The sequence below is a fragment of the Centipeda flueggei ATCC 43531 genome (genome assembly GCF_000160695.1).
Lineage (GTDB): Bacteria > Bacillota > Negativicutes > Selenomonadales > Selenomonadaceae > Centipeda > Centipeda flueggei.
This window is the reverse complement of sequence record NZ_GG694010.1, coordinates 72,048-94,143: the sequence shown is the minus strand read 5'-3', so window position 1 is coordinate 94,143 and position 22,096 is coordinate 72,048. Positions and strand designations below refer to the sequence as shown.

Sequence of the window (22,096 nt, the reverse complement as noted above, 5' to 3'; positions counted from 1 at the left end):
GAGCACATCATGCAGTGGAATATTCCGCGCATCGTGATCGCGGCAACGCAGTCGGGGGCAGGGAAGACAACGCTGACGGCAGGACTGCTTGCGGCACTGCGGGCGCGCGGCCTTTCCGTACAGTCCTTTAAGGTCGGACCCGATTACATCGACCTCGGCTATCATCGTATTGCAGGCGGGCGTACGGGGCATAATCTGGATACATGGCTCGTGCCCGAGGCACGGCTCGCGGAGATCTTTGTCCGCGAATGCCGCGGCGCAGATATCGCCGTGATCGAGGGTGTGATGGGGCTGTACGACGGCGGCCGGCGCGGCATCAGTTCGACCGCCGCCATCGCAAAGGTTCTGGATGCGCCCGTGCTCCTCGTCATGGATGTCAAATCCGTCGGAGCTTCTGCAGCGGCGACAGCACTTGGCTTCCGCCGCTACGATCCGAACGTAAACCTCGCGGGCGTACTGCTCAACCGCCTTGGCAGCGGGACACATGAGGCGATGGTCCGCACGGCTATGGCGGGGATCGATATGCCCGTCTATGGGTCGCTGCGCCGCGATGCTTCTTTTGTCCTTCCTGAGCGTCATCTTGGCCTGACACCCGTGGAGGAGCATGAAGCGCAGGCGATGATTCAGTGTCTTGGGGCATGTGTTGAGACAGGGCTCGACATCGACCGCATTATGGCTCTGGCGAATACGGCGCCGCCCCTTTCGTCTGCAGCGGGGGAGGAACTCCCGCCGCAGCATCAGTGCCGCATTGCCGTTGCGCGCGATGAGGCGTTTTCCTTCTACTATGCGGCGAGTCTCGACGAACTCCGTGCATGCGGCGCGGAGCTGGTGGAGTTCAGTCCGCTGCACGATGCGGCACTGCCAAATGTGGACGGCATCATCATCGGCGGCGGTTTTCCTGAGATGTTTGCCGCAGATTTGGCGCGGAATACGGCGATGCGCTCTGCGATACGTGCAGCGTCGGAGGCGGGGATGCCCATCTATGCCGAATGCGGCGGCTATATGTACCTCATGCGCTCTATGGTGGACTTTGCGGGAGCAGAGCATGAGATGGCAGGGGTGTTCGCGGCGCGGGCGCGCATGACCGAACGCCTGCAGATGGTCGGTTACGTGGAGGCGGAGCAGACAGAGGATACGATACTCGGTGCGGCAGGGCTTATCCTGCACGGGCATGAGTTTCACTTTTCCGTCGAGGAGACGGAGGCGGAAGAGGCGGATCGCCCCTTCCGCTTTACGAAACTGCGCAGCGGCGCGCAGTATCCAGCAGGACATCGTCGGAGTAATACGCTTGGCAGTTATCTGCACCTGCACTTTGCAGGATGCCGCAGTGCGGCGGAGCATTTTGTGGAGGCGTGTCATCAATGGGGCAGATCATTCTCGTAACAGGCGGCGTCCGCTCGGGCAAATCCTCGTTTGCTGAACGCTGTGCGGCGCGCTGCGCCGCAGAGAGCGGCACAGCTGTCGCCTATATTGCGACCGCGCAGATCTATGATGCGGAGATGCAGCTGCGCGTCGATCTGCATCAGTCGCGCCGTCCGGCAGACTGGACGACCTACGAGGCACCATTTTCCTCCGAGAATGCGATACGTGAGGCGGGGGCGACGCACGGCGTAATCCTCTTTGACTGCGTGACGATGTTTCTCAGCAACGACATGCTCCAGTATTCGGAGGAGGAACAGGAGCGCGACTCCTTTGCACGCCATGTCGAGGCGCGTATCAATGCGCTTATTCGTGCCGCTGAGGAAGCCGATGCGACGACGATTTTTGTCACAAACGAGGTGGGGGACGGGATCGTTCCCGCCAATCGCCTCGGGCGGCTCTATCGGGATATGGCGGGGCTTGCCAATCAGCAGCTCGCCCGCCGCGCGGCAAAGGTCTATCTCGTCACCTGCGGCATTCCCGTTGATCTCAAAAAGCTGGCGGAGGCGGTGTAAATGGCGAAGAGCATCATGCTGATGGGAACGAGTTCCCATGTCGGCAAGAGCATTCTGACGACGGCACTCTGCCGTATTTTTTATCAGCAGGGCGAGCGTGTCGTGCCCTTTAAGGCACAGAACATGGCGCTGAATTCCTATGTCACGCTCGACGGGCGGGAGATGGGAAGGGCACAGGTCGCGCAGGCGGAGGCGGCGGGACTCGCCCCCGAAGTCGATATGAACCCCGTCCTCCTCAAACCGACGGGGAACGCGCAGTCACAAGTTGTCATCATGGGTGAACCGGTCGGCAATATGAGTGCTCGGGAGTACCACACAGGCTATTCGCTCAAGGCATGGGAGGCCGTTGAGGTGTCGCTGGATCGCCTGCGTGCCGCGTATGATCTGCTCGTGATCGAGGGCGCGGGCAGCCCCGCCGAGATCAATCTCAAGGCAAACGATATCGTCAATATGCGCGTGGCAAAGCATCTTCGCGCGCCCGTCCTCCTGATCGCTGACATCGACCGCGGCGGTGCGCTTGCCGCCCTTGTGGGGACGCTGGAACTGCTCGACGCGGAGGAGCGTGCGCTCGTCAAGGGCCTTGTCATCAACAAGTTTCGCGGTGACGTGAGCCTCCTGACGCCTGCCCTTGACTTTTTGGAAAAAAAGACGGGAAAGCCCGTCCTTGGGGTCATCCCGCACATCGACGCGCTCGGCATCGATGAGGAGGACTCCGTCTCCCTCGACGAGCAGCACTATGGCGATACGGCCGCCTTCGATGGGCAGCTGCGCATTGCGGTCGTTCGTACGCCGAAACTATCGAACTTTACGGACTTCGACGCGCTGGCGCACGAGCCGGATGTCGCGCTCTATTACGTGCGCACGCCAGAGGAACTGGGTCATCCGGATCTCATCCTCCTGCCGGGGTCGAAGAATACGACGGAAGATCTCCTCCATATCCGACAGGTGGGCCTCGCGGATGCTATCCGTGCGTGCGTCACGGCGGGGACGCCGCTCTTTGGGATCTGCGGCGGCTATCAGATGCTCGGGGAGAGGATCTCCGACCCGCTCCACACCGAGTCGGCGCATGATGCGGTGGAGGGGCTGAGGTATCTGCCGCTCACGACGACCTTTGCCGCGCGCAAGCATCTGCGGCAGGTCACGGCGGACTGTGCGGCGTTTCCCTTCTTGGGGGAGAACATCTCTGTGCACGGGATGCGGGGCTATGAGATCCACATGGGCGACACAACATTTGCCGAGGAGGTATGCCGTCCGTTCCGTATCGTCCGTGCGGGCAATACAGAAGCGTCGGTATTGGACGGTGCGGTCTCGGCAGACGGGCGGATCGCGGGCACGTACATCCACGGCATCTTTGACGATGATCATTTCCGTCGGGCAGTGCTCAATCGCCTGCGCGTGCGGCGCGGCATGGAGGAGCTTCCCATTCAGTACCGCTGCGGGGCGGAAAAGGAGCATGCCTATGACCGTCTGGCTGCGACGGTGCAGCGGAGTCTCGATATGGATAAACTGGCAGCGATCATTGCGGCAGGAGAGTCATGATGATCGCCCCGCCCATCGCCGCCATGGCGGCGTTTTTTCTCGATACGATAGCGGGGGATCCGCAGAACCGCCTGCATCCCGTCGCCTTTCTCGGGCGATTTATCGGATGGCTGGATCGGCACCTCTATCCATCCTATGGAGGAGACGGCAGGAAGTTCGCCATGGGGACGCTGCTGGTGCTGATTGTCCTCTCGATTTCCTACGCTGCGGCGGAGGGGCTGATCCTTGCCGCGCGGCATCTGCCTGTGGCATGGGGGGCAGATGTCCTCGAAATCATCCTGCTCTATTTCTGTATCTCTCCACGGTCACTGGCAAAGGCGGGGCATGAAATCTATGCCCTGCTCGACGGGGATAACCTTGTGGGTGCACGGGTGCGCGTCGGCTATATCGTCGGGCGGGATACGGCGGAGCTCGACGAGGAGGACGCTGCGCGCGCGGCGATTGAGACCGTCGCGGAGAATACAGTGGACGGAGTCATCTCGCCGCTTTTCTTCTTTCTCCTCGGCGGCGCACCGCTCGCCGTGCTCTATCGGGCAGCGAATACAATGGACTCCATGCTCGGCTACAAGAATGACCGCTATCTCTACTTCGGGCGCATGGCGGCGCGTGTGGACGATGTGCTGAACTATGTTCCCGCGCGCATCACGAGCATCCTCTTTGTGATGGCGGCCTTCCTCCTGCGCTATGATGCACGCAACGCGCTCTTTATCCTGCGGCGCGACGCGGCGGGGCATCCCAGTCCGAACGGCGGATATGCGGAGGCTCCTGTGGCGGGCGCACTGCACATCCGTCTCGGCGGCATCAACTACTACTTTGGACAAAAGCACTTCCGTGCTTATATGGGCGACGCCCACATGGACATTGCCCCCAAACACATCTTGGGCGCGGTACGGCTCATGTATACGGCGACGGTTCTATTTCTGCTCTTTGCCTATTTGTTTTCGCTCTATCGTTAAGGATCGGTTCTATGCATTCTTTTTTGATCGGCCTTCAGTTTCTCACACGGATCCGCTTCGTCCGACAGACGACGTGGACGGCGGAGGACTTTGGGCGCAGTACGCGTTTTTTCCCGCTGGTCGGGCTCGTGCTCGGCCTGTGCTACATGCTTGCGGCATGGGTGCTCATCTACTTCCTCGGCGTGCGGTCGCTGACGTGCGTCCTGATCCTCATCCTGCCGATTCTCCTGACGGGCGGCATCCATGCGGACGGCTTTATGGATACGGCGGACGGCATCTTCTCGGGGCGGGAGCGCGCACGTCAGCTCGAGATCATGAAGGACAGCCGCGCGGGCGCATTTGGCGTCGTTTCTTTCGTCATGCTCATGTTCGTGCAGTTTGCCCTGATCTCCGATATGCATCCGCTCCTCTTTGTGCCCGCGCTCTTCGTCATGCCAATCATCGGCAGGCTTGCCATGGTACTTGCGATCGCGCTCTTTCCATACGCCCGTGCGGAAGGTGTCGGAAAGACCTTTGCCGATATGGCAGATCGACGCACCGTTCTCATCGCTGCTGTGACGACGGCGGTGCTTGTCCTGCCGTGGGGCGTATTGGCGGCACTTTCGCTGCTGTTGGGCGTGCTCTTTGCCCTTCTTTTCTGCCGCACGATCACCAATATCCTCGGCGGAGTGACAGGTGATGTCTATGGTGCGGTCACCGTATTGACGGAGACTCTGGTTCTCGCCACCTTTTCCCTGGCATCAACACATCCGAACATTTGGGGGTTATTATGGAGATTATAGCAAAAGCGCCCGCGTCCTGCGGGGAGCTGATCGAGGGCTCTCTTGCGGGAACGCCGTTTCTTGTCACCGCACCGATCAGCATGTATGCGACGGCGACGGTCTCGGATGCGTTTACGGGGATACATGGACTGGGAACCAAGGCACAGGAAGCACTGCGGCGGACGCTCGCTCACATCGGTGAGGAGGCGTTTCGCTTTGGTATCCGTCTTGAGACGGAGATTCCACAGGGTAAGGGCATGGCGTCCTCGAGTGCGGATATCGCCGCGGTGTCCTATGCCGCAGCGCGTGCATATGGACGGGAACTGACGGCGCGCGAGATCATGGACATCGCCATCGCCATCGAGCCGAGTGACGGCATCGCCTTTGCGGGGCTTTCGCACGTCAGTCATACGACGGGAGAGCTGTTCGGCCAGTACCATAATATTCCGCTGCTCGGCGTCTCCATCTTCGATGCGGGCGGTGAGGTAGATACCGTCGCCTACTATCAGAGCAAGGGCAATGCAGGCGACCAGGACGACGCCTATCGCGCTCTGCTGCATACAGTCGATCGGGCATTTGCCGTGAGTGGGGCAGAAAAAGAGCGCCTCCTCGGACAGACGGCGACCGAGAGCGCACGGCGCAACCAGCAGCACCTAGAAAAGCCGGAGCTGGAACGCTTCATCACGGCGGCGCAGAGCAGAGGAGCGCTCGGTGTACTGGTGGCACACAGCGGTACGGTGGTCGGTGCACTCTGGGCATCCGATTTGTCGACGGCGGCGATCGACGCGCGTACGCATCAGCTGGCACAGGAATTTTACGGCACGTATGCCTTTATGCGTCAGGAACGGCTGATCTCGGGCGGCGTTGTCTGTGAGATTCGCGCATAGAAAATCATAGGAAGGGGAAGGGAAATGACGGAAATTATCATCATACGTCATGGGGAGACCGAGTGGAATAAGACGGGACGCTTTCAGGGACAGTCAGATGTGCCGCTCTCACCGGAGGGACACGCACAGGCAGCACTGCTCGGCCAGCATCTCGACGTCGACCACGCAGATGCATTCTATGCGAGTGATCTCATACGGACGATGGAGACGGCGGCACCGCTTGCAGCGCGGCTTGGTCTGACCGTCGTCCCCGATTCTGCCCTGCGTGAACTTCACTTCGGGGCATGGGAAGGGCGCTTCTTCAGTGAGATCAACACCGAGGATCCCGAGACGCTAAAGCATTTTTACCGTGATCCGGAGCATGCGAATATCCCGGACAGTGAGGACTTTTCCGTGTTCCAAAAGCGCATCGCAGGGCGCGTGCGCACGATCGCCGCAGAACATCGAGGCGAGCGCGTCATCATCGTCTCGCACGGTGCGGCAATCCGCATTCTGATCGCTGACATACTCGCTATGCCGATCCGCTCGATCTGGCACGTTTCTCAGCTCAATACGGCAGTCAACTGCATCCGCTTCGAGGATGACGGCTTTGCTGTATTGACGCGCATGAACGATGTGGCGCATTTGCGTGCGGGGACGGTACAATGAGCGTCCTTGCCGTCGGGCTTGGCGGTGCGGTCGGAGCGATTCTGCGCTTTCTGCTGGGACAGGTCGTGCCGAAACTCGGGAGCGGTTTTCCTCTTGCTACGTTTGCTGTCAACATCCTTGGATGTTTCGCCATCGGCGCCGTCGTCGGTCTGGCGGGACGTCAGAGCGGCCTTGACCCACGCCTTGTCCTCTTTCTCCAGACAGGGATATGCGGCGGCTTTACGACATTCTCCACCTTTTCGTTGGAAACGCTTTCTCTCATCGAGAACGGAAAGCTCGCCGTCGCCCTTGCCTATATCGCGCTGAGCATCGTGCTCGGCATCCTTGCCCTCCTGCTAGCAAAGCATCTGGTGAGCGGGTGGGAATAGGAAGTTATGTCCATCAGACCAATCGACTCGAAGGAATCCAAACGTTTATTTGCGTAAGGATTCTCTCGAGTTTTTATTGTTGAAGAATGAACGTTTATGTTCATTCTTGTTTATCTAGCCGCCTGTGGGTAATTTTTTTCCCGCAAGGTATGCTATAATCATCGAAAAGAACTGATGGAGTGTTAGGGAAGCACTGATAAATTCAGCACCGACATCTTAACGCATCTTTTTTGCCCGCTTTTTGTCGGCAAATCCTCCACATAGCTTTGGCTATGCGTCCGGTTTGCCTCCTCAATCGGACAAAAAATCTACGCCAATCTGACGGACTTCATTTTATCAGCGATTCCTTAGTAAAACGGTAGGAGGCGATGTGTTTGGACTTGTATGCCAATGGCAATAAAAAAATGCTGAACATGCTGATACTGGAGATATTAAAGGACCACACCGATGCTGATCACCCATTGACTCAACAGGAGATTATTGACCTTCTTAACCGTAACTACGGCATGATATGTGATCGCCGTTCTGTCCGCAACAATATCCGCTCCTTACAAGATATGGGCTACGACATCTGCACGCAACGGGGATGTTATCTTGTAGAGCGAGAGTTTGATGACGCAGAGCTTCGTATGCTGATAGACAGTGTTCTTTTCTCCAAGAATATTTCTTGTACTCAGGCCAAGCGACTGATCGACAAACTGAAGCGTTTCGGCAATCGCTACTTCCATGCGAAAGTAACCCATGTGTCGAATTTGCCGGACATTTTTCACTCCGACAACAAACAGACCATGCTGGCGTTGGATGTACTCAATGATGCGATTGAAGCAAACAGGAAGGTCAGCTTCATTTACAACTGTTATGGTATGGATTTCAAGCTTCACCCGCGGAGAAAAGAGCCATACGTCGTCAATCCCTATCAGATGGTTGCCAACAATGGACGTTATTATCTTATCGGTAACTATGATAAATATGACGATGTGAGCCACTACCGCATTGACCACATCACCTCTGTCACAGTACTTTCCGAGTCCAGAAAGCCAAAGAGTAAGATCAAAGACTTTGCACGGGGCTTCAATCTTCCTCGTCACATGGCGGAACATATCTATATGTACAGCGGCGAGAGCGTCACCGTGAAGTTTGCAGCCGAGATGAACCTGATGGACGAGTTGGTTGACTGGTTTGGTACGGATTTTCGGATACATGAGATGGGGCATGACACGATGATGGTCACGCTGACATGCAACGAGCGTGCTATGATGTATTGGGCGCTCCAATATGGACAGCATATTGAGATCAAAGAGCCCCAAAGTTTACGGGATTCGGTGCGAAGAATTGTGCAGCAGATGGCTGGAAAGTATGAAATATAGAAAGGATAGAATCATGATGCGCTATGACACTCGGAACTGTCCGCCGGAACCTGAGCCAATCCGGCTTACGGCAGGGAAAATGACAGCGAAGCTCTTTGCGGGGATGCGGTATGTTTGGGCATGTTGCTATAACGAAGCTAATTACGGCTGGGGTTATGATTATAAATTTTATCACATCAACCGCAACATCTATCTCGTTGATGCCTGTGATAAGAAAATCACAAAAAAACTGCAGAAGGTTTTTCCCATTATTGATGCATGGAAGGATCGCAGGCTTTTAGATGGTGAGCCGTGGAAGGTGTTTACGCCAGATGCCTGCTTGCGTGTATATGAGCACAAGGATATTTTCGATCATGCACCACTGATGAAGAAGGAGCGCAACATTGAGCTCATGCAGGATGAGGCATGGTATATCATCTGTGCGTTGTCTCCCGTAAAGGATATTCAGCCACTGGAAATCAACAAGCACGTATTCGAGCATTGGGAATATGTCGCGAAACAAACCGGAAAGCCATGTATTTATGTCGGTAATGAAAACGAGCGTTATGTTTTGGGAGAGCCAGGGAAGCGTAATATCCTCATATTTGGCATCAATCCCAGTACGGCTACGTATGAAAAATACGACCGAACAATCAACAGGGTTCGCCGTATCCTACAGGAACATCCAACGTATGATGGGTGGCTCATGGTGAATCTTCATCCACAGGCAACACCATATCCTGAGAATCTTGTAGAATATGCCCAATGGCATGACAACAATCTCGATGTCCTGCATAAAGTGTGGTTTGACTTTCGACCTGAGGCCATTTGGTGCGCGTGGGGAGGACATATTGCGGAGCAGAGCAAATCATTCTTGTTCCATGCGCTGTTTGAGATTTATGAGATGTTTCGAGACACGAGACCATGGCTTTATTATGGCACGCTGACAAAGGACGGTCATCCGCGCCATCCACTGCAACGCGATCCAAAACACGCATCACCAATGCAGGAGTTTAGTCGTTTCGATGTTGAGACGTATTTGCTGCGTCATGGATATGGGAGGAATAGGTTCTGATGTATGGCGCAATTTTGGGAGACATGATTGGGTCTCCTTACGAATTTGACAAAGGCGATAAGACAAAGAAAATCCCACTGTTCTCAAAAAAATCTCACTTCACGGATGATACGGTGATGACCATTGCTGTGGCTGAGGCATTGCTCGATGTTGGCAGTGATGCCAATCGTGAGATCGTTCACGATGCCGTCACTTACGCCATGCAGAAATGGGGCAGAATGTATCCTTATGCTGGTTACGGCAGTATGTTTTGCCGGTGGATCAAGGCAAAAAATCCAAAGCCCTACGGCAGCTTCGGCAATGGCTCTGCCATGCGAGTAAGTTCTGTGGGGTGGCTATATGATCTTCCACAAGCACGGGAAGTTTCCCGTTGGACAGCGGAAGTCACCCATAATCATCCGGAGGGAATAAAGGGGGCGGAAGCTGTGGCAAGTGCCATTTGCTTGGCTCGGCGTGGCAAAACAAAAGTCGAGATCAAGGCATACATTGAGAGCGAATTTGGCTATGACCTTTCTCGCACACTTGATGAGATACGCCCTGCTTATCACATGGACGTGTCTTGTCAAGGCTCAGTGCCGGAGGCCATCAGCGCATTCTTAGAAGGGCTGAGTTTTGAGGATACCGTGCGGAACGCCGTGTCCATTGGCGGCGATACGGATACCATCGCCTGCATTGCCGGGAGTATCGCCGAGGCGTATTACGGGCTTTCAACGGAGTGTGAGGTAGAGTGTTTACGACGAATTCCTGCGGAGTTCCGGTGCGTAATCCTTCGCTTCGAAAGTCTCGTTAAGAGAGAGGTCATGGATAACGGACGCATGATAGAAGCCCCTCTCAGCCGCTATGAACATGATGAGGAGGATAACCCACAGGAAGTAATCGCTGCACTCACGGCACACCTTCGTAATGGGGGGTATCTTCGTATGCCCAGCGGCGCAGTGGCTTTGATGGACTCGATTCGTACAAAGGAGAATTATACAGACGTGCCATGGCTGCTTGCTTTCACCTCTAACGATCAGTATCTTGAATGGCATTTGTGGCCGGATGAAATGAACTGGGTACCGGCTTGGGAAGAAGATTATGACCGAGCGGATGTAACGGATGTAAAACTCCATGAGGTTCTTTCTTGTATTGCCAAGGCACAAAACGAGGATGCTGCAGTCGTGCTGAATCAAGAGGCCTTTTTCATTACACCACAAATGGCGCAGGTGATTCTTTCCAATGACAGGTATACTGATGCGGAGCCCCCCATCAGAGAAAAGATCAGTTTGATGAGCCAATAGGTATGCTTTCGCCTTTACACACGGGAAGGAAGCAGGGAGATGCTGATAAGACCCGGTACGGAGTGCTTCTGGGGATATGGTTTATTATATCGTTCACAGAACAGTTCCTTTTTGAGCATCAGCCTCATTGAGGGGATTTCTCTAAAGATATCTTCGTTCCGATAATTCTTATTGTGTCACCAGAGTTCAACGTTATGGTCAAATGCAGTTGTCCATTTGGAGATTGCCGTATTTCTTCTGAGAAAATATATGTTCCACGTCCCCATGGTTCTTCGAATGATATGTCAAAATGTGATGTGTTCTCCATAATTAGAGCTGCTGCCTGTTCTGCGTTTCTTATGGGAGGAAATTGGGGCAATATCAATGATATGACAATCCTTTTTTCTTGATATAAAACCGCTATATCTTGCAGTAATGAATCATGCAAATCTATTTCTGAAATTTGGAAGTTCTGACATATCGGCTTCATTCTATCTGTCTCCTTTCAACGGATGAGTTTGTCTTACTTATGGAGAGAGCCTTCTTTATGCCATGAAGGACGCTCTGTCTTCTGTAATCCACACTAATAATAACATGAGTCAGCGGAGAATGACAGCAGAATCGAGGGAGTGTTCTATCTCTCCGTCTTGACAACTGCCCTTTTGATATGCTATTATCCCCTAATGTAGGCGTATAGCCTGTTTGGGCGAAAGCCCATCCCCAACCGCACGGCGAGGTCACACAATCGGCGCTGCCGAACCGCAGCCGGCGAGTAACGTGATAGGGAGGTGTTTTCATGTATGCAATCGTAAAGACGGGCGGCAAGCAGTACAAGGTCGCTGAGGGCGATACCATTTTTGTGGAGAAGCTCGAGGCGGGCGAGGGCGAGGCTGTCGTTTTCGATCAGGTTCTGACCGTTGTCAACGGTGCAGATGTCAAGATCGGCCGTCCGATGGTGGACGGTGCGAAGGTGACGGGCAAGGTCGCGGCACACGGCAAGGGCAAGAAGATCCTGGTCTTCAAGTACAAGGCGAAGTCGAACTATCGCAAGCGTCAGGGGCATCGTCAGCCGTTCACGAAAGTCGTTATCGAGAAGATCGAGGGCTAATCCGTGATTTCGGTCAAGATCTTCGTGAATGAAGATGGGATGATCGACGGTTATGCTGTTTCAGGGCACAGCGGAACGGCGGCACGCGGACAGGATATTGTCTGTGCCGGTGTATCTGCGCTCACGCAGTCCGCGCTTCTCGGAATAATGGAGCATCTGCATCGCGCCGTCACCTATGACATTGCGAGCGGCAACCTCCGTGTGCGGCTTTCTGAACCGCCGGATGAACGCAGTGAAGCGATTCTGCGAACCATGTGGATGGGACTCGCAGAGATTGAAAAGATCAGCCCGAAAGGCATTCAGATTCAGGCAGTAAAGGGGTGAATAATTTGTTCTCGTTTGATTTGCAGCTTTTTGCACATAAAAAGGGTGTCAGCTCGACGCGCAATGGACGTGACAGCCATTCGAAGCGCCTTGGCGTGAAGGAGCAGGCGGGCACGCATGTGACGGCAGGCAGCATCATCGTACGTCAGCGCGGTACGCATTTCCATCCGGGGCACAATGTCGGCATCGGCAAGGATGACACGATCTTTGCAAAGATTGACGGCAAGGTCGCCTTTGAACGCAAGGGACGCCATCAGCGTCAGATCAGCGTATATCCGCTTGCGGGCGCAGCGGTCTAAGCACGGAAGTTTGATATGCAGAGATGCCTGTACTCTCTAGTACAGGCTCTTTTAGAAGCTGTTTTCGCAGGTGAGAGTGCACTTGCGAAAACAGCTTATTGTGTAAAGAGGGAGGAGGGACGTATGCAGTTTATCGATCGTGCCCAAATCACGGTGAAAGCGGGGGACGGCGGTCACGGCAAGTCCGCGTTTCGCCATGAAAAGTTTATGCCCAAGGGCGGTCCTTCGGGCGGTGACGGCGGACGCGGCGGCGATGTGATCTTTCGTGCCGACCGCAATCTGAATACGCTGCTCTCCTTTCGCTATCGCCGCAAGTTCGTCGCGAAGAACGGCGAGAACGGTGAGTACAAGAACCAGTTCGGTAAAAATGCGGCCCCCCTCTATGTCGATGTCCCGCCCGGCACGATTGTGACGGATGAGGCGACAGGAGAGGTGCTTGCCGACCTCGCAGAGATTGGGATGGAGGCGGTGATTGCACGCGGCGGACGCGGCGGGCGCGGCAATGCCAAGTTTGCCAACTCTGCCAACCGTGCGCCGTCCTTTGCTGAGTTCGGTGAGCCGGGCGAGGGACGAAAGCTTCGCCTTGAGCTGAAGCTGCTTGCCGATGTCGGGCTGGTCGGCTATCCGAGTGTCGGGAAGTCGAGCCTTGTCGCTTCCTGCTCGGCTGCACGTCCCGAGATCGCAGACTACCATTTTACGACGATTACGCCTGTCCTCGGCGTTGTCCAGACGGACTATGAGAAGAGCTTCGTCATGGCGGATATCCCCGGGCTGATCGAGGGCGCCGCCGACGGTGTGGGGCTGGGGCATGACTTTCTGCGCCATGTGGAGCGCACACGGCTGATCCTGCACATTGTGGATGCTTCCGGGATCGAAGGCCGTGACCCTGTAGAGGACTACTACAAGATCAATGCAGAGTTGGCACGCTACAGCGAGAAGATTGCACGGCGCACACAGTTCCTCGTCGCCAATAAGATCGATCTTCCCTCTGCGGCGGAGCATCTGCCGCGTCTGAAGGAGCTCGCCGCACAGGAGGGGCTTGCGTTCTTCGCTATCTCTGCGGCGACGCGTGAAGGCGTGCAGGAGCTGATTGATCGGGTCGGTGCGTGGCTGGACGCCTATGTCCCTGAGCCGGAGGCGGAGGAGGACGATGTCGTCGTCTACGATCAGAATGCGGACGATGACGAGAAGGTGACGGTCTCACGCAACGATGCGGGCGATTTCGTCGTCTCGGGCAAGGCCATCGAGAAGCTGGTCGCCATGACCAATTTCAACAATGATGAAGCCGTGCGCCGATTCCAGTATATATGGCGGCTCAAGGGGCTGGATGAGAAGCTCCGTGCACGCGGCATCAAGGAAGGCATGACCGTCCACATCGGTGATATGGCGTTCGATTATCAGGATTAACGGAGGAAAGACGTTGCTGCGAAAATCACTTTCCAGTAAGCAGATACGAAAGCTGCGCTCCCTCGGCATGACGGAGGAAGCGGTCGTCATGATCGGCAAGGAGGGAGTCAGTCCTGCTGTAGTGGCATCCGCACGTGAGGTGATAAAAAAGCGCGAGCTGATCAAGGTGCGTGTTCTGCAGAATGCGCCGGAGGAACCGGCAGACGCGATTACCATGCTTGCCGAGCGCGCCGACGCCAACCTCGTTCAGGTGATCGGCAGGAACGGGCTCCTGTTCAAACGAAATTTTGACAAGCCGAGGATTGAGCTGTGAATGCGCGGGCGCGTCTCTCCGAGGCGAAGCGCATTGTCGTAAAGGTTGGAACAAGTACGCTGACGCATCCCTCGGGCGGAATGAATCTGCGCCGCATCGAGCATCTTGTGCGTGAGCTGATCGACGAGGCCAATCAGGGCAAGGAGATTCTCCTCGTTTCCTCCGGTGCGATTGCGGCGGGGATGAATGCGCTCGGCATGAAGGAACGTCCTGCAGCGGTGCCTGCGCGGCAGGCCCTTGCAGCGATCGGGCAGGGATACCTTCTCCACATTTATGAAAAGCTCTTTCATGAGTATGGACGAACGATGGCACAGGTGCTCCTGACCAAGGAGAATGCGGCGCGTCATCATCAGTACATCAACTCGCGCCGTGCCCTTCTCGCCCTGCTCGATATGCAGGTCATTCCCGTCATCAATGAGAATGATGCCGTGGCGGTGGATGAGATCAAAATCGGAGACAACGACAGCCTTTCGGCGGTTGTCGCGGCACTTGTCGATGCCGATGCGCTCATTATCCTTTCGGATATCGACGGAGTCTATACGGCAAACCCGCGGACGGATGCGTCGGCGCAGCTGATCTCCGAGATCGCAGAGATTACGCCCGAGATTGAGCATCTTGCGGGCGGTGCCGGATCAGCGCAGGGCACGGGCGGGATGCAGACGAAGATCGAGGCGGCGAAAATTGCGCGCAATGCCGGTGCGACGATGGTGATTGCGCGCGGTGATGAGGACGGCATCATCCGCAACATTCTGCGTGGGGAGGAGATCGGGACGATCTTCCCTGCGCGTGAGGCGCATCTCAGGACGCGCAAGAGCTGGCTCGCCTTTGGCAAGAAGCTCGCGGGAGAGCTTTCTGTCGACGCCGGGTGCGCGGCAGCGATGCGGCGCGGCGCGAGTGTTCTCGCTGTCGGTGTGACGGCAGTGGACGGCGACTTTGCCGCGGGCGAGATGGTACGTGTGCTCAGCCCCCTGGGGCAGGAGATTGCCAGGGGGATCACTGCCTACGGTGCGGCGGATACAGCGCGGCTGATGGGGCATCAGACACAGGACTTTCAAGGCCTTGTCTCGGATGCCTCACATGAGGAGATCATACACCGGGATAATTTGGTGCTGATGCAGTAAGGAGCGACGGCGATGATGGAGCAGGCAGTGCGGGCACAGGCAGAAGCGGCAAAGGAGGCATCCTATGCCCTTGCGGTGCTCCGCAGCGATGTGCGTGATGCGGCGCTGCATGCGATGGCGGCGGCACTGACGGAACATGCGGCGGAGATCCTGCATGAGAACGCCGCCGATGTGGCAGACGCCGAGGCGGCGGGTGTGCGTGCTTCCTACATCGACCGCCTGCGGCTCACGTCGGAGCGCATTCATGCGATGGCGGAGGGGCTGCGGCTGACCGCAGCGCTTCCTGACCCGCTTGGGCGGGAGGACTACGCTGTGCGCCGTCCGAATGGTCTGGAGATTCACCGTGTCCGCGTACCGCTCGGGGTTGTCGGCATGATCTACGAGGCGCGCCCGAATGTGACGGCGGATGCGATCGGGCTCTGTCTGAAGTCAGGAAATGCCGTGCTCCTGCGCGGCGGCTCGGATGCACTGCGCTCCAACGCTGTTATTGCCGATGTCCTTTCACGCGCTGCCTATGCTGCCGGCATTCCTGTGGGAGCCGTTCAGATGCTCGCGATGAAGGAGCGCAGTGCCGTGGATGTGATGACGCATCTCACAGGGCTGCTGGATGTCCTTATTCCGCGCGGCGGGGCAGGGCTGATTCGCCACATCGTGGAGAGCAGCAGCGTCCCTGTGATCGAGACGGGATCCGGCATCTGTCATATCTATGTTGACCGCGGCGCGGACCTCACGATGGCGTGCCGTATCGTGAGGAATGCCAAGGTCTCGCGCCCCTCGGTCTGCAACGCGGCGGAGACCTTGCTCGTACACCGTGATGTTGCCGCTGCATTTTTGCCGCAGATGGCAGAGCAGCTGCGTGCCGATGGGGTGGAGCTGCGCGGCTGCGCAGAGACGTGTGCGATTCTCAGCGACGTGGCTGCGGCAGCGCAGGAGGACTGGGCGACGGAGTACGGTGATCTCATCCTCTCCGTCCGTGTCGTTGCGGACATGGATGCCGCACTGCGGCACATCAATCGCTATGGGACGGGGCATTCCGAGGCGATTGTGACGAATGACATCCGTACGGCACATACCTTCCAACAGAGGGCCGATGCCTCAACGGTTTATGTCAATGCCTCGACGCGGTTTACGGACGGGTTCGAATTTGGCTTTGGCGCGGAGATCGGCATCAGCACGCAGAAACTTCATGCGCGAGGTCCGATGGGGCTGGAAGCTCTGACGAGTACGAAGTATCTTGTCTATGGAGAGGGGCAGGTGCGGGAAAATACGCCTGCACCATCGGAGACGTGCGGCGGATGCGGCGCCTGATCGGATACTGGCGCACACTGCAGCAGTATGCAGCATCGCCGAAGGGGCAGCATGATCTGCGTGACTATCTGTATGCGGGCGTGATCTTCCTGCTTCTCTGCACCGTTCTTCTGCTGCTGCTCTGCATCGTGAGGTGACTCGGATGAAAAAGCGAATTGGAATTATGGGCGGAACGTTCGACCCAATTCACATGGGACATCTGATCACGGCGGAGATGGTGCGCGCAGAGGCGGAGCTGGACGAGGTGCTCTTTATCCCCTCTGCACGTCCCCCACACAAGGATGGCACGCGAGCGGCGTCCATCGCGGATCGGTTAGCCATGACGGCGTGTGCCATACGGGACAATCCGAACTTTTCTCTTTCAGACATGGAACTGCGTCGGGAGGGACCGTCCTATACCGTGGATACCATAGCGGTGCTCCACGATTATTTTGATGGAGCGCCGCTTTTCTTCATCACGGGTGCGGATGCGATGAATGATCTCTATCGCTGGCATGAACCGCATCGGCTCCTGCGTTCCTGTCAGTTCATTGTTGCAACGCGGCAGGGGACGCTGCTCGATGAAACGCTTCTCGCAGAGAAGTTTACACCGGAGGAACGACGTCACATTTTTATCGTGCCGACACCGCATCTGGAAATCTCATCAACGATGATCCGTGCGCGCGTGCGTGCAGGAAAATCCATTCGGCATCTTGTACCGCGTGCTGTGGAAGAGTATATTGCAGAAAGGGGGCTGTATCGTGCGCATGAACATGACGTATGAGGAGATGTGTACGCGCTTGGAGAAGCGTCTTGCGCCGGGACGCTATCAGCATTCGCTTGGTGTGGCAGATACGGCGGCAGCACTGGCACGCCGCTTCGGTCTGGATGAAGAGCGAGCGCGTGTTGCAGGACTCCTGCACGACTGCGGCCGTACTTATGCGACGGAGATGCTTCCAGCGGAGGCACGGCGCCGAGGGATTCCCATCGGCAGGATCGAGGCAGCAATGCCGCTGCTCCTGCATGCCTATGTAGGAGCATACCTCATCTATGAGGACTATGGTGTCGATGATGCGGGCATTGCACAGGCGATATGGCGGCATACGGTTGGGGGAAACAGTATGACTGCACTGGATAAAATCATCTATTATGCAGATATGATCGAGCCATCGCGTGTCTACCCGGGGGTGGAACACCTGCGGGAGCTTGCACGCACCGTATCACTCGACGCGATGGTGTTGGTGGGGCTTACAGAGTCCATTCGATTCGTTCTGCAACGGGGGGGCCTCGTTCACCCGGACACGGTGACGGCACGGAATGAACTGCTGTTGGAACAACACTGATGTGATCGAGAATCTACGACAGCACTGAACAGCGGGAAAAGGGGGAGAGGGACGTTGTCCGAATATGATACGGAAGAACTTGCTGCACAGTTGGCAAGTGAAAATTCACGCGAAAATATAAAACGACGTCGTTCCCAGCGTGCACGGCGCCGCCGCATAGCGATACTGCGTGGTTTCTTTCGTCTCATTTTCGCCGTTGTTTTCCTCGTTGTTGTCGGTATCTCTGGATATTATTTGATCGGATGGGGGGTTGAGGCATATCATGACCTGCGGAGCATGTATGAGGCGTATCTTGTTCGGCAGGAGGAGAATCGCGGCGAGGTCGATGTACGGTTTGACGGTTATACAAACGTGCTTGTTCTTGGACTCGACGATGCGGTAAATGTGGACGAGGCACCGGAAAAACGTGCCGATGCCATTCTCCTCGTGAGTATGGAGAACGCGACAGGTAAGGTGCGTATCCTCAACATTCCGCGGGATACGTGGGTGCCCATGGCACAGGAGAAGGGAGAAACACGGCTTTCCCACGTCTATGCAGTGGGCGGTGCGCCGTTGATGGTACGGACCATCAATCAGATGTTTGGCATCTCGATTCACCAATATGTCGTCATCGATTTGGATACATTTGCCAAGATCATTGATGCTGTCGGCGGGATTGACATCTATGTCGAGCGGGATATGGACTATGATGATCCGGAAGCAGGGCTTTCCATTCACATGCGGCAGGGGTATCGTCATCTTGACGGTGTCGGTGCAGAGTGCTATCTGCGTTACCGCAGTGATGATCTCGGGGATCTTGGACGCACGCAGCGGCAGCAGAAATTTGTCAAGGCATTCTATGCCAAGCTGCTGCGCGTCGATACACTGCCGAAGGTTCCGCAGATTGCGGATATTCTTAAGCAAAACGTGACGACAAGTGCTGAGTTATTTGATTCCGTGCATATCGGGAATGTGGTGCGGAAACTCAATGCACAGCCGCCGCGCACCATCATGCTGCCTGGTGACTTTGCACGGGATGATGATACGGTGTGGATTATGGATCGTAAAGCGACGGATAAAGTCATTCATGAGCTCTTTCCGCCGGAGGAGGCGGAGCAGAAGGATGAGGAGGAGTAGAACTTGACAGAGCAGGAAAAGTGCCGCATGATTGAGGCGGCGGCAGATGAGAAAAAGGCACGGGATATTGTGCAGATGAATATGGTCGGCCTGATGTCGACCAATGATTATTTTATTATTTGCTCCGCAAATACTGCGACACAGGTGCGTGCAATTGCAGACAACATCGAGGAGAAGATGGAGGAAGCGGGCGTAACCTTTCTCCACAAGGAAGGTTATCGCGAAGGCGAGTGGATACTGCTTGACTATGGTGATACCGTTGCCCACATCTTCCAGCAGGATGCACGCGAGTACTATGCACTTGAGCGGCTCTGGGGCGATGCCAAACTTACGCCCTACGAGGAATAGGCCGTGGCGGAGCGGCAAAAACCCGCGCTTTTGCACCGTAAATACGGCCCAAGTCAGGTGGCGGAACTCACTGCCGTGCGCGAATCCGAGTGGGGCATCTTTCTGGATGCGGAGACGGGCAATACGAGTGATGATATTCTGCTGCACACGATGCAGCAGACTGCACCGGTCAAGGTGGGCGACCGCGTCCGTGTCTTTCTCTATCTCGATCCGAAACGGCGGCTGACGGCGAGCATGCGCACACCTCGCATGAAGGAAGGGCAGGTTGCTCGTTTGCGCGTTATCAACGTGACGAAGGAAGGTGCCTTCCTCGATGTCGGGGCGGAGCGCGGGATCTTTCTGCCCTACGCAGGGATGCGCGGACGGCCGCAGGTCGGTGAGGTCGTTTGGGCGAAGCTCTATACGGATAAATCGGGGCGTCTTGCCGTGACGATGGAGGTGGAGGATGAGCTGCGCCGTGCCTCTCGCCCTGCCACGGGTGTGCATGTAGGCGATCAGCTGAGAGGCTCTGTCTATAACATTACAGAACGCGGTATTTTTCTCTTTACTGAGGAGCACTATATTGCATTCGTCGATCATCGCGAGGCGCCGCGGCGTCCGCGTGTCGGCGAGAGCGTGGTGATCCGTGTCACTTATCTGCGTGAGGATGGACGTCTGAACGCATCTCTGCGTCCGCCGAAGGAAGAGGCACGCGCTCTAGATGCCGATCGTCTGCTTGCCCTTTTGGAGGAACACAACGGCAAGATGCCATATACGGACAATACATCGCCTGCCGTTATCAAGGATCGTTTTCAGATCAGTAAGGCGGCGTTTAAGCGCGCGCTTGGGTATTTGATGAAAGAAGGCCGTGTATACCAGCAGGACGGCTGGACATATTTGTCGCAAGAAAATAAAATGAATTAGTTTTTTCTTAATCAAGGAAGGATTTTTATTCCAAAGGGCGAATAGAGAGCATAGCGAAGAATGTAGACGTGCAGGGGGAGAGATACATGGCAGATACGGTAACCGAAGAGAGAAAAGGGATCCTGCTTGAGACGGGAACAAATGAGTTTGAAATTGTCGAGTTCAGCATAGGCAAGGTGAATTACGGCATCAATGTCGCGAAGGTGCGCGAAGTCATCACACGTGTGCCGGTGACTGCCATGCCCGAGGCACATCCTTACGTTGATGGGCTGTTTACGCTGCGCGGCAAGGCCATTCCTCTCGTGAATATGGCACGTTGCCTCAATCTCCAGACCTCGGATGAGATGCAGAACATCATTGTGACGGAGATCAACAATTACGACATTGGTTTCCTTGTCGGCAGCGTCTACCGTATCCATCGCATCTCGTGGAAAAATATGGAGCCGGCACCGAACGTTGGTGAGGGGTCACGTGTTGTCGGTATCATCAAGATGGAAGATCGTATCGTCCTACTGCTGGACTTTGAGACGATCATCGCGGAGATCAATCCAGAGATCAACCAGAAGCTCACGACCGTTGCCGAGGCAACGCAGGATGCCAAGACGCGGCGCGGCACGGCGCATATCGTCGTTGCCGAGGACTCCAAGATGCTGCGTGACCTCCTTGTGGCGACACTGCATGAGGCAGGCTACAAGTTCATTCGTGACTTTGGCAACGGACAGGATGCATGGGATTATCTGCAGGATCTTGCCCGCAAGAATGGTCCGATCGAGAATCATGTCCGTATCATCATTTCTGATGTTGAGATGCCAAAAATGGACGGACATCGCCTGCTGAAGCTCGTCCGTGAGGACAGCCGCCTCGGTGAAGTTCCACTCGTCCTTTTCTCCTCCCTGATCAGCGAGGAGATGAGGCGCAAGGGCGAGAGCCTTGGAGCATCGGGACAGGTATCGAAACCAGAGATCAATCAACTGATCGATCTTCTGGATACACTGATCTTTGGTGAGCCCCTGCACGACACGAGCAAAGAAATTTGAGACTTGTTCTATGGGACTGCTGTATCCTGTGATACGGCAGTCCTTTTCGTTCTATTGACATGGATTTGAAATCTCGCTATCATAGGCATAAGGAGATGATAATATGAAGGTAGCAGTCCTGATGGGCAGCGATTCTGATTGGCCAATTCTCAAGCCTGCGGTTGAGCTTCTGAAGCAGTTTGGCATTACCCCCGTGATCAAGGTAGCATCGGCACATCGCACACCGTCGATTGTTCGTGATTTCGTCATGGAAGCGGATCATGACAAGGAATTTGCCGCATTTATCGTGGCGGCAGGCGCGGCGGCACATCTGGCGGGGGTCGTGGCAAGCTATACAATTAAGCCTGTGGTGGGGGTTCCGATCAATGCAACGCCTCTAAACGGCATGGATGCTCTGCTCAGCACGGTACAGATGCCGTCAGGGGTACCTGTGGCGACCATGGCCGTCAATGGTGCAAAGAACGCGGCGATTTTTGCGGCGGAAATTCTTGCCGTGCATGATGCTTCTATTGCCGAGGCGCTCATGGATTATCGTGAGAAGATGGTGTTGGAAGTCGAGAAGAAGGCAGACCGCGTCGCAGCACAGCTGTAAGGAAATGCTGCGTTGCTCAGCGCTTCCTTAAAAGGATATTTCTATGGAATCGCCGATAAAATGAGGCCTGTCAGAGTGGCGTAGATTTTTGTCCGATTGAGGCAGCAAACCGAACGCATAGTAAG

The 22,096-nt window shown here is 55.8% G+C and carries 27 protein-coding genes; 26 read left to right on the top strand and 1 reads right to left on the bottom strand.

Annotated elements, in window-relative coordinates; genetic code table 11:
• The first annotated feature begins 9 nt into the window (after positions 1-9).
• From HMPREF0908_RS09780 to HMPREF0908_RS10775, 11 genes are all read left to right on the top strand, one after another.
• Positions 10-1,383, top strand: coding sequence for a cobyrinic acid a,c-diamide synthase CobB (locus HMPREF0908_RS09780; RefSeq protein WP_006691335.1), 1,374 nt, complete (start codon positions 10-12; stop codon positions 1,381-1,383).
• Positions 1,362-1,934, top strand: a complete 573-nt coding sequence (gene cobU, locus HMPREF0908_RS09775) for a bifunctional adenosylcobinamide kinase/adenosylcobinamide-phosphate guanylyltransferase (protein ID WP_006691334.1) — start codon at positions 1,362-1,364, stop codon at positions 1,932-1,934. Before HMPREF0908_RS09780 ends, cobU begins: the two co-directional genes overlap by 22 nt.
• Positions 1,935-3,473, top strand: a complete 1,539-nt coding sequence (locus HMPREF0908_RS09770; protein ID WP_006691333.1) for a cobyric acid synthase — start codon at positions 1,935-1,937, stop codon at positions 3,471-3,473.
• A complete protein-coding gene (cbiB, locus tag HMPREF0908_RS09765; protein ID WP_040572720.1) occupies positions 3,473-4,429 on the top strand; it encodes an adenosylcobinamide-phosphate synthase CbiB in 957 nt (318 codons plus the stop codon). The genes HMPREF0908_RS09770 and cbiB overlap by 1 nt, the downstream gene beginning before the upstream one ends.
• An 11-nt stretch (positions 4,430-4,440) precedes the next feature.
• Positions 4,441-5,211, top strand: a complete 771-nt coding sequence (gene cobS / locus HMPREF0908_RS09760) for an adenosylcobinamide-GDP ribazoletransferase (RefSeq protein ID WP_006691331.1) — start codon at positions 4,441-4,443, stop codon at positions 5,209-5,211.
• The gene (locus HMPREF0908_RS09755) at positions 5,199-6,077 is read left to right on the top strand and encodes a GHMP family kinase ATP-binding protein (RefSeq protein WP_006691330.1); all 879 of its coding nucleotides are present in this window, start codon (positions 5,199-5,201) and stop codon (positions 6,075-6,077) included. The genes cobS and HMPREF0908_RS09755 overlap by 13 nt, the downstream gene beginning before the upstream one ends.
• A gap of 24 nt (positions 6,078-6,101) precedes the next feature.
• Entirely contained in the window at positions 6,102-6,725 is a 624-nt protein-coding gene (locus tag HMPREF0908_RS09750) for a histidine phosphatase family protein (protein WP_006691329.1), read from the top strand.
• Positions 6,722-7,093: a fluoride efflux transporter CrcB gene (gene crcB, locus HMPREF0908_RS09745; RefSeq protein WP_006691328.1), complete on the top strand. Its 372-nt coding sequence runs from the start codon at positions 6,722-6,724 to the stop codon at positions 7,091-7,093. The genes HMPREF0908_RS09750 and crcB overlap by 4 nt, the downstream gene beginning before the upstream one ends.
• Before the next feature lie 368 nt (positions 7,094-7,461).
• Entirely contained in the window at positions 7,462-8,460 is a 999-nt protein-coding gene (locus HMPREF0908_RS09740) for a helix-turn-helix transcriptional regulator (protein ID WP_006691327.1), read from the top strand.
• 13 nt (positions 8,461-8,473) lie between these two features.
• Entirely contained in the window at positions 8,474-9,514 is a 1,041-nt protein-coding gene (locus HMPREF0908_RS09735) for a DUF1643 domain-containing protein (RefSeq protein ID WP_169304142.1), read from the top strand.
• Positions 9,514-10,794 carry an ADP-ribosylglycohydrolase family protein gene (locus HMPREF0908_RS10775; RefSeq protein WP_006691325.1) on the top strand — a complete coding sequence of 427 codons (1,281 nt, stop codon included), beginning with the start codon at positions 9,514-9,516 and terminating at the stop codon, positions 10,792-10,794. Before HMPREF0908_RS09735 ends, HMPREF0908_RS10775 begins: the two co-directional genes overlap by 1 nt.
• Positions 10,795-10,918: 124 nt before the next feature.
• Here the strand turns inward: HMPREF0908_RS10775 and HMPREF0908_RS09725 are convergent, their stop codons facing one another.
• On the bottom strand, positions 10,919-11,263 hold the full coding sequence (locus HMPREF0908_RS09725) for a hypothetical protein (protein WP_040572719.1): 345 nt from the start codon (positions 11,261-11,263) through the stop codon (positions 10,919-10,921).
• A gap of 306 nt (positions 11,264-11,569) precedes the next feature.
• Between HMPREF0908_RS09725 and rplU the strand changes: the two genes are divergently transcribed.
• The 15 genes from rplU (at position 11,570) to purE (ending at position 21,971) form a co-directional block, all read left to right on the top strand.
• Entirely contained in the window at positions 11,570-11,881 is a 312-nt protein-coding gene (rplU, locus tag HMPREF0908_RS09720) for a 50S ribosomal protein L21 (protein WP_006691324.1), read from the top strand.
• 3 nt (positions 11,882-11,884) lie between these two features.
• Positions 11,885-12,205, top strand: a complete 321-nt coding sequence (locus tag HMPREF0908_RS09715; protein ID WP_006691323.1) for a ribosomal-processing cysteine protease Prp — start codon at positions 11,885-11,887, stop codon at positions 12,203-12,205.
• A complete protein-coding gene (gene rpmA, locus HMPREF0908_RS09710; RefSeq protein ID WP_006691322.1) occupies positions 12,202-12,504 on the top strand; it encodes a 50S ribosomal protein L27 in 303 nt (100 codons plus the stop codon). Before HMPREF0908_RS09715 ends, rpmA begins: the two co-directional genes overlap by 4 nt.
• A gap of 123 nt (positions 12,505-12,627) precedes the next feature.
• Positions 12,628-13,911 carry a GTPase ObgE gene (obgE, locus tag HMPREF0908_RS09705; protein WP_040572718.1) on the top strand — a complete coding sequence of 428 codons (1,284 nt, stop codon included), beginning with the start codon at positions 12,628-12,630 and terminating at the stop codon, positions 13,909-13,911.
• A 13-nt stretch (positions 13,912-13,924) separates the two neighbouring features.
• Positions 13,925-14,224, top strand: coding sequence for a YhbY family RNA-binding protein (locus HMPREF0908_RS09700; RefSeq protein WP_040572717.1), 300 nt, complete (start codon positions 13,925-13,927; stop codon positions 14,222-14,224).
• Positions 14,221-15,345, top strand: coding sequence for a glutamate 5-kinase (gene proB / locus HMPREF0908_RS09695; protein WP_006691319.1), 1,125 nt, complete (start codon positions 14,221-14,223; stop codon positions 15,343-15,345). Before HMPREF0908_RS09700 ends, proB begins: the two co-directional genes overlap by 4 nt.
• A gap of 12 nt (positions 15,346-15,357) precedes the next feature.
• Positions 15,358-16,653 carry a glutamate-5-semialdehyde dehydrogenase gene (locus HMPREF0908_RS09690; protein WP_006691318.1) on the top strand — a complete coding sequence of 432 codons (1,296 nt, stop codon included), beginning with the start codon at positions 15,358-15,360 and terminating at the stop codon, positions 16,651-16,653.
• Entirely contained in the window at positions 16,641-16,790 is a 150-nt protein-coding gene (locus HMPREF0908_RS10990) for a hypothetical protein (protein WP_006691317.1), read from the top strand. Before HMPREF0908_RS09690 ends, HMPREF0908_RS10990 begins: the two co-directional genes overlap by 13 nt.
• 5 nt (positions 16,791-16,795) lie before the next feature.
• Positions 16,796-17,416, top strand: coding sequence for a nicotinate-nucleotide adenylyltransferase (gene nadD / locus HMPREF0908_RS09685; RefSeq protein WP_006691316.1), 621 nt, complete (start codon positions 16,796-16,798; stop codon positions 17,414-17,416).
• Positions 17,400-17,975 carry a bis(5'-nucleosyl)-tetraphosphatase (symmetrical) YqeK gene (gene yqeK, locus HMPREF0908_RS09680; RefSeq protein WP_006691315.1) on the top strand — a complete coding sequence of 192 codons (576 nt, stop codon included), beginning with the start codon at positions 17,400-17,402 and terminating at the stop codon, positions 17,973-17,975. The genes nadD and yqeK overlap by 17 nt, the downstream gene beginning before the upstream one ends.
• Positions 17,976-18,029: 54 nt before the next feature.
• A complete protein-coding gene (locus HMPREF0908_RS09675; protein WP_040572716.1) occupies positions 18,030-19,091 on the top strand; it encodes an LCP family protein in 1,062 nt (353 codons plus the stop codon).
• Positions 19,092-19,094: 3 nt separating this feature from the next.
• A complete protein-coding gene (gene rsfS, locus HMPREF0908_RS09670; RefSeq protein WP_040572715.1) occupies positions 19,095-19,439 on the top strand; it encodes a ribosome silencing factor in 345 nt (114 codons plus the stop codon).
• A 3-nt stretch (positions 19,440-19,442) separates the two neighbouring features.
• Entirely contained in the window at positions 19,443-20,342 is a 900-nt protein-coding gene (locus HMPREF0908_RS09665) for a CvfB family protein (protein WP_006691312.1), read from the top strand.
• A gap of 86 nt (positions 20,343-20,428) precedes the next feature.
• Complete coding sequence (locus HMPREF0908_RS09660; protein ID WP_006691311.1) at positions 20,429-21,379, top strand: chemotaxis protein; 951 nt, start codon at positions 20,429-20,431, stop codon at positions 21,377-21,379.
• 103 nt (positions 21,380-21,482) lie between these two features.
• The gene (gene purE / locus HMPREF0908_RS09655) at positions 21,483-21,971 is read left to right on the top strand and encodes a 5-(carboxyamino)imidazole ribonucleotide mutase (protein WP_006691310.1); all 489 of its coding nucleotides are present in this window, start codon (positions 21,483-21,485) and stop codon (positions 21,969-21,971) included.
• Positions 21,972-22,096: the final 125 nt, after the last annotated feature.

What these genes read in the sequence shown, in the direction of transcription:
- HMPREF0908_RS09780 (WP_006691335.1), top strand. Translation starts at nt 10, where the DNA reads ATGCAGTGGAATATTCCGCGCATCGTGATCGCGGCAACGCAGTCGGGG.
- cobU (WP_006691334.1), top strand. Translation starts at nt 1,362, where the DNA reads ATGGGGCAGATCATTCTCGTAACAGGCGGCGTCCGCTCGGGCAAATCC.
- HMPREF0908_RS09770 (WP_006691333.1), top strand. Translation starts at nt 1,935, where the DNA reads ATGGCGAAGAGCATCATGCTGATGGGAACGAGTTCCCATGTCGGCAAG.
- cbiB (WP_040572720.1), top strand. Translation starts at nt 3,473, where the DNA reads ATGATCGCCCCGCCCATCGCCGCCATGGCGGCGTTTTTTCTCGATACG.
- cobS (WP_006691331.1), top strand. Translation starts at nt 4,441, where the DNA reads ATGCATTCTTTTTTGATCGGCCTTCAGTTTCTCACACGGATCCGCTTC.
- HMPREF0908_RS09755 (WP_006691330.1), top strand. Translation starts at nt 5,199, where the DNA reads ATGGAGATTATAGCAAAAGCGCCCGCGTCCTGCGGGGAGCTGATCGAG.
- HMPREF0908_RS09750 (WP_006691329.1), top strand. Translation starts at nt 6,102, where the DNA reads ATGACGGAAATTATCATCATACGTCATGGGGAGACCGAGTGGAATAAG.
- crcB (WP_006691328.1), top strand. Translation starts at nt 6,722, where the DNA reads ATGAGCGTCCTTGCCGTCGGGCTTGGCGGTGCGGTCGGAGCGATTCTG.
- HMPREF0908_RS09740 (WP_006691327.1), top strand. Translation starts at nt 7,462, where the DNA reads ATGTGTTTGGACTTGTATGCCAATGGCAATAAAAAAATGCTGAACATG.
- HMPREF0908_RS09735 (WP_169304142.1), top strand. Translation starts at nt 8,474, where the DNA reads ATGATGCGCTATGACACTCGGAACTGTCCGCCGGAACCTGAGCCAATC.
- HMPREF0908_RS10775 (WP_006691325.1), top strand. Translation starts at nt 9,514, where the DNA reads ATGTATGGCGCAATTTTGGGAGACATGATTGGGTCTCCTTACGAATTT.
- HMPREF0908_RS09725 (WP_040572719.1), bottom strand. Translation starts at nt 11,263, where the DNA reads ATGAAGCCGATATGTCAGAACTTCCAAATTTCAGAAATAGATTTGCAT.
- rplU (WP_006691324.1), top strand. Translation starts at nt 11,570, where the DNA reads ATGTATGCAATCGTAAAGACGGGCGGCAAGCAGTACAAGGTCGCTGAG.
- obgE (WP_040572718.1), top strand. Translation starts at nt 12,628, where the DNA reads ATGCAGTTTATCGATCGTGCCCAAATCACGGTGAAAGCGGGGGACGGC.
- HMPREF0908_RS09690 (WP_006691318.1), top strand. Translation starts at nt 15,358, where the DNA reads ATGATGGAGCAGGCAGTGCGGGCACAGGCAGAAGCGGCAAAGGAGGCA.
- HMPREF0908_RS10990 (WP_006691317.1), top strand. Translation starts at nt 16,641, where the DNA reads ATGCGGCGCCTGATCGGATACTGGCGCACACTGCAGCAGTATGCAGCA.
- nadD (WP_006691316.1), top strand. Translation starts at nt 16,796, where the DNA reads ATGAAAAAGCGAATTGGAATTATGGGCGGAACGTTCGACCCAATTCAC.
- yqeK (WP_006691315.1), top strand. Translation starts at nt 17,400, where the DNA reads ATGAACATGACGTATGAGGAGATGTGTACGCGCTTGGAGAAGCGTCTT.
- HMPREF0908_RS09660 (WP_006691311.1), top strand. Translation starts at nt 20,429, where the DNA reads ATGGCAGATACGGTAACCGAAGAGAGAAAAGGGATCCTGCTTGAGACG.
- purE (WP_006691310.1), top strand. Translation starts at nt 21,483, where the DNA reads ATGAAGGTAGCAGTCCTGATGGGCAGCGATTCTGATTGGCCAATTCTC.